The sequence below is a fragment of the Teichococcus aestuarii genome (genome assembly GCF_042651065.1).
Classification (GTDB): domain Bacteria; phylum Pseudomonadota; class Alphaproteobacteria; order Acetobacterales; family Acetobacteraceae; genus Pseudoroseomonas; species Pseudoroseomonas aestuarii.
On record NZ_JBHSCH010000113.1, the window covers coordinates 1 to 7,458 of the forward strand.

At 75.4% G+C, this 7,458-nt stretch carries 4 protein-coding genes; 3 read left to right on the plus strand and 1 reads right to left on the minus strand.

All coding sequences use genetic code 11. The features are described 5' to 3' along the window. A partial coding sequence (locus tag ACFOY6_RS23280) for an SDR family NAD(P)-dependent oxidoreductase (protein WP_379652383.1) occupies positions 1-231 on the minus strand: 231 nt, incomplete at its 3' end. A 108-nt stretch (positions 232-339) separates the two neighbouring features. Between ACFOY6_RS23280 and ACFOY6_RS23285 the strand changes: the two genes are divergently transcribed. From ACFOY6_RS23285 to ACFOY6_RS23295, 3 genes are all read left to right on the plus strand, one after another. Further along, positions 340-1,347, plus strand: coding sequence for a C-terminal binding protein (locus ACFOY6_RS23285; protein ID WP_379631747.1), 1,008 nt, complete (start codon positions 340-342; stop codon positions 1,345-1,347). Between the two features lie 247 nt (positions 1,348-1,594). Next, positions 1,595-2,941, plus strand: a complete 1,347-nt coding sequence (locus tag ACFOY6_RS23290; RefSeq protein ID WP_379652384.1) for a glycosyltransferase family 4 protein — start codon at positions 1,595-1,597, stop codon at positions 2,939-2,941. A 142-nt stretch (positions 2,942-3,083) separates the two neighbouring features. Continuing rightward, positions 3,084-7,458 (plus strand): type I polyketide synthase (locus tag ACFOY6_RS23295; protein ID WP_379652385.1); only part of this gene is annotated, 4,375 nt, incomplete at its 3' end.

Consider the following 7,458-nt stretch of genomic DNA (forward strand, 5'->3'; position numbering starts at 1 on the left):
GAGCGGCATCGGCGCCGCCACGGCGCGGGCGCTCGCCGGGCCGGGCGTGGCGCTGGCCGTGCACGCCCGCAACAACCGCGCGCGGGCCTCCGCCGCCACGCGCTCCGCCCCCGCGCGGTTGTTGCGGGCGTGCACGGCCAGCGCCACGCCCGGCCCGGCGAGCGCCCGCGCCGTGGCGGCGCCGATGCCGCTCGACGCACCCGTGACCAGGATTCTCCGCTCCACCGTCATGCCTGCCTCCCTGCCTTGCCGGGCGCAGGATAGGCGGGGTGGCTTGCGCGCCCAAGGTGGCCCCCGCATCCTCCGCGCAACAAACTCAACCTGGAGGAGAGCACACCCATGCTGACCGTTCTGGAACCGGAAGGCCTGTACCCCGACACCACGCTGGAGGAGGAGATCCTGGGCCCCGGGGTGCGGGTCATCCGTGGCGGCGGGCCGGGCGGGGTGGAGGAGCTGCCGGATGCGCTCTGCGCCGAGGCGGACGGGCTGTTCATCTTCCGCCACTGGCTGCCGGGCAGCCAGTTGCACCGCTTCCCGAAGCTGAAGGTGGTGGTGCGCATGGGCGTGGGCTACGACCGGCTGGACCGCCCGGCGCTCGCCGCGCGCGGCGTGACGGTGTGCAACGTGCCCGACTACGGCACCACCGAGGTGGCCGACCACGCCGTGGCCCTGGCGCTGACGCTGCGGCGCGGCATCGCGCTGCACCACGACCTGCAGCGCGCCGACCCGCCCGCCGAGTGGCGCTACCTCGACAGCCCGCTGGTCCAGCGCGCCTCGGAGCAGACCTTCGGCATCCTCGGCCTCGGGCGCATCGGCACGGCGGTGGCGCTGCGGGCGAAGGCCTTCGGCTTCCGCGTGGTGTTCTTCGACCCCTACCTGCCGAACGGCGTGGACCGCGCGCTCGGCATCGCCCGCGCCCGCAGCCTGGAGGAATTGCTGGCGCAGACCGACACGCTCTCGATCCACGCGCCGCTGACCCGCACCACGCGCGGCCTGCTGGACGAGGCGGCGCTGCGCCTTCTGCGCCCCGGCGCTGTGGTGGTGAACACGGCGCGCGGGCCGATCCTCGACCTCGACGGGCTGGCCGCCTGCCTGCGCGACGGCCACATCGCCGGCGCCGGACTGGACGTGCTGCCACAGGAACCGCCGGTTGCGCCCATTCCGGCCCTGCTAGCAGCCTACCGTGCGCGCGAGCCCTGGCTCACGGGCCGGTTGATCGTCACGCCCCACAGCGCCTTCCACACCCCCCACGCCTTCGCGGACATCCGCATCAAAAGCGCTGAGACGATGCGCGATGTTCTACTGGAAGGAAGGCACAACAATGTGATAATGCCGGAGGCCGACTGACGAATAAACCAATAACGATCAATCGCCCGATCATTTTCGACGCGACACAACCCGTAAGCGCCGCTATTGCTACCGGAAGGCGAAAGCCGACGCTGCCAAGCTTTCGCTACTCGCATGACGCGAAACCGGAAAATCAGGGGAAACCCACTTTTTCGTGAGTTACTTTTCTTCGCGGTCGCAGCATAAGTCATTACTGCTTACCAACTAGGGCGGCGCGCCGAGCCCGCCGCCCTTCTGGGGATCGACGATGCCCTTTGACTCGCGCGCCGACGGCCTGCACGTGATTCTGGATGTCTCCCGGCTGCTCAGCTGCGGCCGCAAGCGCACCCCGTCGGGCATTGATCGCGTCGAACTCGCCTATGCGCGGCGCTGGCTGGCGGCGCCGCCGGATTCCTGCAGCTTCGTGGGGCAGGAGTTGCAGGGCGGCTTCGCCATGCTGCCCCGCCGCCTGGTGGCCGATCTCGTCGCCGCCCTCACCGAGGCCTGGAGCAGCGGGCTGGCCAATGGCCCGGCCTTCCGCACCGCGGCGCGCATCGGCGGGCTGGGGCGGGGGCGGCTGCTGCTCGGCCTCGGCCGCTCCGACCTGGCGCGGCTGATGAACGGCACGCGCCGGCTGGCCTTCCTGCTCGTCTCCCACCAGGCGCTGGACCGCAGCGGGCCGATCGAGGCGATGCGCCGCGCCGGCTGCGCCTTCGTGCCGCTGATCCACGACCTGATCCCCGTCACCCATCCGGAATACGCACGCCCCGGCCAGGCGGAGAAGCATCTGCGCCGCATCACCACCACCGCCGCCCTGGCGGATGGCGTGATCGTCAATTCCGTCGCCACCGCCGAGGCGCTGTCGCCCTATCTGTCCGGGCGCGCCGCGCCGCCGCCCGTGGTGGTGGCGCCGCTCGGCATCGACACCCAGTCCACGCCGTCGCACGGCACGCCGATCGACCCCTACTTCATCACCCTCGGCACCATCGAGCCGCGCAAGAACCACCTGCTGCTGCTGCATCTGTGGCGGGAGCTGGCGCGCCGGCACGGCGCCGCCACGCCGCGGCTGCTGGTCATCGGCAAGCGCGGCTGGGAGAACGAGAACGTCGTCGACATCCTGGAGCGCTGCACCGTGCTGAAGGGGCTGGTGCAGGAGGTGGGCCAGCTGCCGGACCGCATGGTGGCCGAGCTGCTGCAGGGCGCGCGCGCCCTGCTCTTCCCCTCCTTCGCCGAGGGCTATGGCCTGCCGCTGGCCGAGGCGCTGGCGGTGCGGCTGCCGGTCATCTGCTCCGACCTGCCGGCGCTGCGCGAGGTGGGCGGCGCCGTGCCGGACTACCTCGACCCGCTGGATGGCAGCGCCTGGCGCAATGCCGTGATCGACTACGCCACCCCCGGCAGCCAGTCGCGCGAGGCGCAGCTGCGCCGCATGGAAGGCTGGCGGACCCCGAGCTGGGCCGAGCATTTCGGGCAGGTGGACGACCTGCTCTGGCAGGTCACCGACCCCGCCTGGCGGATGACAGGGCTGCAGAAGCGGCTGCCGGGGCGCGCCGAGGCCGCGAACAGCTGGCGCGGCATGGCCGGCGGCGTTGCCGCGCGGGATGCGGCCATGTCATGACAGTCCTGCCGGACGGGGCTTCGTCCGCGCCCGGCAAGCTGGCTGGCTTCATCCTCGGCTTTTTCCCTGACGCTTCTCTTGCGCGGCCTCTCCTGCCGGCCGCAGAGCATACGGAATGACTCAAGGACCGACTCCATCCGCCATGCGCGCCGCTGAACCGGTCGCCATCATCGGCGCCGCCTGCCGGCTGCCGGGTGCCAAGGATCTGGATGGCTTCTGGGACATGATGGCCGCCGGGCGCGACTGCGTCGGCACCCTGCCGCCGGACCGCTTCACCCAGGCCGCCTTCCACCACCCGCGCAAGGGCGAGCCGGGCCGTTCCTACAGCTTCGCCGCCGCGCATCTGGGCGACATCTCCGGCTTCGACGCCCCTGCCTTCGGCCTCTCCCCGCGCGAGGCCGCCGAGATGGACCCGCAGCAGCGCCTGCTGCTGGAGGTGGCGGCCGAGGCGCTGGAGGATGCGGGCTGGCCGGCCAGCCAGCTCGCCGGCCGCGCCGTGGGCGTCTGGGTCGGCGGCTCCTCGACCGACTATGCCGAGCTGCGCCTGGGCGATTCCCCCGGCGCCGACCGCTACTTCATGACCGGCAACACGCTGTCGATCCTGGCCAACCGCCTGACCAACGTGTTCGACCTGCGCGGCCCCGGCCAGACGGTGGACACCGCCTGCTCCTCCTCGCTGGTGGCGCTGGAGGCCGCGGTGGCGGCGCTGCGCGCGGGGCGGGTGGAGGCGGCGCTGGTGGGGGGCGTGCAGATGCTGCTCTCGCCCTTCGCCTTCGTCGGCTTCTCGCGCGCCGGCATGCTCTCGGCGCGCGGCCGCTGCCAGGCCTTCGACGCGGCGGCGGACGGCTATGTGCGCGGCGAGGGCGCCGGCCTCGTGGTGCTGAAGCCGCTCTCGGCGGCGCTGGCGGCGGGCGATGCCATCCGCGGCGTCATCCTGGCCGCCGGCACCAACGCCGCCGGCCGCACCATCGGCCTCTCCCTGCCCAACCGCGAGGCGCAGGCGGCGCTGCTGCAGCGCGTGCTGGCCGAGGCCGGCGTGGCGCGGGACGACATCGCCTATTTCGAGGCGCATGGCACCGGCACCCAGGCCGGCGACCCGGCCGAGACCTGGGCCATCGGCACCGCGCTGGCGCAGGGCCGCGCCACGCCGCTGGCCATCGGCTCGGTGAAGACCAATATCGGCCATCTGGAGCCGGCCTCGGGCATCGCCGGCCTGCTCAAGGCCATGCTGGTGCTGGAGCGGGGCGCGGTGCCGCCCAACCTGCATTTCAGCACGCCCAACCCGAACATCGACTTCGCCGGGCTGAACCTGCGCGTCCCCACCGCGCTGGAGGCGCTGCCGCCGGGCGCGGTGGCCGGCGTCAACAGCTTCGGCTTCGGCGGCACCAACGCCTCGGTGCTCCTGGGGGCCGCCCCTCCCCAGCCTGCCACCAGCCAGCCTGACGCCGCCCAACCTGCTGACGTCGGGCCGGCGCCGCCGCTGGTGCTGAGCGCCCGCTCCGCCGCCGCGCTGAAGACACTGGCCACCCGCTGGCGGGACCGGCTGGAGGACGGCACGGACACCCTGCCGCTCCGCCGCGGCCTCGGCCGCCACCGCGACCTGCACGGCCACCGCCTGGCGCTGCGCGGCGAGGATGCCGCGGCCCTGCGCGCCGGGCTGGAGGGCTGGCTCGCCGGCGCCCGGCCGGAGGGGGTGACGCATGGCGTCGCCAAGCGCGGCGCGGGCGGGCACATCGCCTTCGTCTTCTCCGGCAATGGCGCGCAGTTCGCCGGCATGGCGCGGGAGGCGATGGCGCACAACGCCGCCTTCCGCGCCGCCGTCGCGGCGGCGGATGCGGTGCTGGCGCCGCTCACCGGCTGGTCCGGCGCCGCGCTGCTGGCGGCGGGCGCCACCGCCGACGACCTCGCGGGCACCGACCGCGCGCAGCCGCTGCTCTTCCTGGTGCAGCACGGCATCCTGGCGGCGCTGGCCGCGCAGGGCATCCGGCCGGACTACGTGCTGGGTCATTCGGTGGGCGAGGTGGCGGCGGCGCAGGCGGCCGGCATCCTCACCATGGCGCAGGCGGCGCGGCTGGTGGTGGCGCGCTCCCGCGCCCAGCACAGCCGGCGCGGCCAGGGCCGCATGGCGGCGATCGGCGCCGGAGCCGAGGCGGCGGCGCCGCTGCTGGCCGCCTGCCCGCCCGACGAATCCGGCTGGCGCCCCGAGATCGCCGCCTACAACGCGCCGGACGCCATCACCGTGGCCGGGCCGGAGGCGGCGATCGACGCGCTGGTGGCGGCCGCCAAGGCGCAGCGCCTGGCCGCCGTGCGGCTCGATCTCGACTACGCCTTCCACTCCGCCGCCATGGACCCGGTGCGCGAGGCGCTGCTGGCCGAGCTGGAAGGCTTCGCCCCCCAGGAGGCCCCGGGCGCGGGGCGGATCGGCTTCCTCTCCTCCGTCACCGGCACCAAGCTGCCAGGCGCGGCGCTGGATGCCGAGTATTGGTGGCAGAACCTGCGCGCCCCGGTGCGCTTCCAGGCGGCGGTGCAGGCGGCGGTGGATGCCGGCGCCCGGCTGTTCCTGGAGATCGGCCCCAACCCGGTGCTGCAATCCTACCTGCGCGAGAGCCTGCGCGCGGCCGAGGCGGAGGCGCCGGTGCTGGCCAGCCTCAGCCGCCGCGACCCGCCGGGCGACCCCTTCCCGGCGCTGGCCGACCGCGCCCTGGCACTGGGCGCCGACCCGCGCGGCGGCCCCGCCTGGCAGGGCCCGGCGGCGCGGCGCGGCCTGCCCTTCACGCCCTTCGAGCGGCAGCGCCACTGGTTCGCCGCCACGCAGGAGACCGTGCGGCTGACCGACCCGGTGGCCGAGCACCCGCTGCTCGGCTTCCGCCAGGGCAACGAGGCGGGGCGCTGGTCGCGCCTGCTGGACACGGCGCAGGAACCCTGGCTGGCCGACCACCGGCTGGGCGGCGAGCCGGTGCTGCCCGCCGCCGCCATGCTGGAGATGGCGCTCGCCGCCGCCGCCCAGCACTTCCCGGAGGCGCCGGTGCTGGAGCTGCGCGACGTGCAGATCCTGCGCGCCCTGCCGCTCTCCGCCGATTCGGCGCGCGAGCTGCGCTTCGTGCTGGAACCGGAGAACGGCCTGTTCCAGATCGAGAGCCGGCCGCGCCTGACCGGCGAGGGCTGGACCCTGCACGCGCGCGGCCAGGCGGCCGCCGCCACCCCGGCGGCGCTGGACGCCGCCCCGCCCCCCACGCTGGAAGGGCCGCGCCTGGAGGGCGGGGAGATCCTCGCCATCGCCCGCCGCCTGCAGCTGGATTACGGCCCCGCCTTCCAGGCGGCGGCGGAAGCCACCCTGTCCGCCGATGGCCGGCAGGCCGGGGTGCGCCTCGTCCTGCCCGCGGCGGCGCCGCCCGACTCGGCCGGCTGGCTGCTGCACCCGGTGCGGCTGGACGCGGCGCTGCACGGGCTGGTGGCGCTGTTCGCCCCCGGCCAGCGGGAGGAGGAGGGCACCGCCGTGGTGCCGGTGCGCTTCGGCCGGCTGCTGCTGCGGCGCGGCGCGCCCGTGCCGGTCAGCGCCGAGCTGGCGCTGCTGCACCGCGGCAGCCGCTCCGGCCACTACGCGGCCCGGCTGCGCGACGGCAACGGGCAGGTGGTGGCGCAGCTGGAGGAGGGCTGGATGCAGTCCATCCGCCTTGCCCCGCGCCCCACCGTGGCGGAGGCGGTGTTCCGCATCGAGCCGCAGGCGCTGGAGGCGGCGCCCGGCCCCGCCCCGTCGGTCGACCTGGACGCCGCCCTGCGCGCCGCCCTGGCCGAGGATGCCGAGCACGACCTGAGCGAGACGGCGCTGCTGCTGGAGGGCCATGTGGTGTCCAGCGCCCAGGCGGCGCTGCGCGCCCGCGCCGGGGTGTCGGGGCTGCTGCCGGCGGCCGGCCTCTCGCCCTACGCGCTGTCGCTGCTGCGCGCCCTGGCCGAGGACGGGCTGGCCGAGCCGGGCCCCAAGGGCTGGCTGCTGCCGCCGCCGGAGGACCTGCCGGAAGCCGGCGACATCTGGCGCGCCGTGCTGGCCGAGAGCCCGGCGCTGGCGCATGAGCTGGGCTGGCTGGCCCTGGCGGCCGAGCGCCTGCCGCAGGCGCTCTCCGGCGAATCGCAGCCCGAGAGCCTGCCGCCGCCCGATGCGCTGGGCTTCGAGCGGCTGGCCGCCGTGCTGGCCCAGGCGGTGGGGCGCTTCGTCGCCGGCTGGCCGCCGGGGCGGCCGCTGCGGGTGCTGGAGCTGGGCGCCAATGGCGGGCCGCTGACGCGGCCGCTGCTGGCCGTGCTGGCCGCCAGCGGGCGGCCGGGGCGCTCCACCACCACGTGCGCGCCGGGCGGTGCCTGCGCCGCCGCCATCCCGCCGCATGCCGGCAACATCGTCTTCGGCTTCGAGGCCTGGGAGCCGGGCGCCCCCGCCCCCGCCGGGCCGGGCGCGGACCTCGTGGTGGGGCTGGCCGCCGCCGGCCTCGCGCGGCGCGGCACCGCCCTGCTCGGCACGCTGGGCG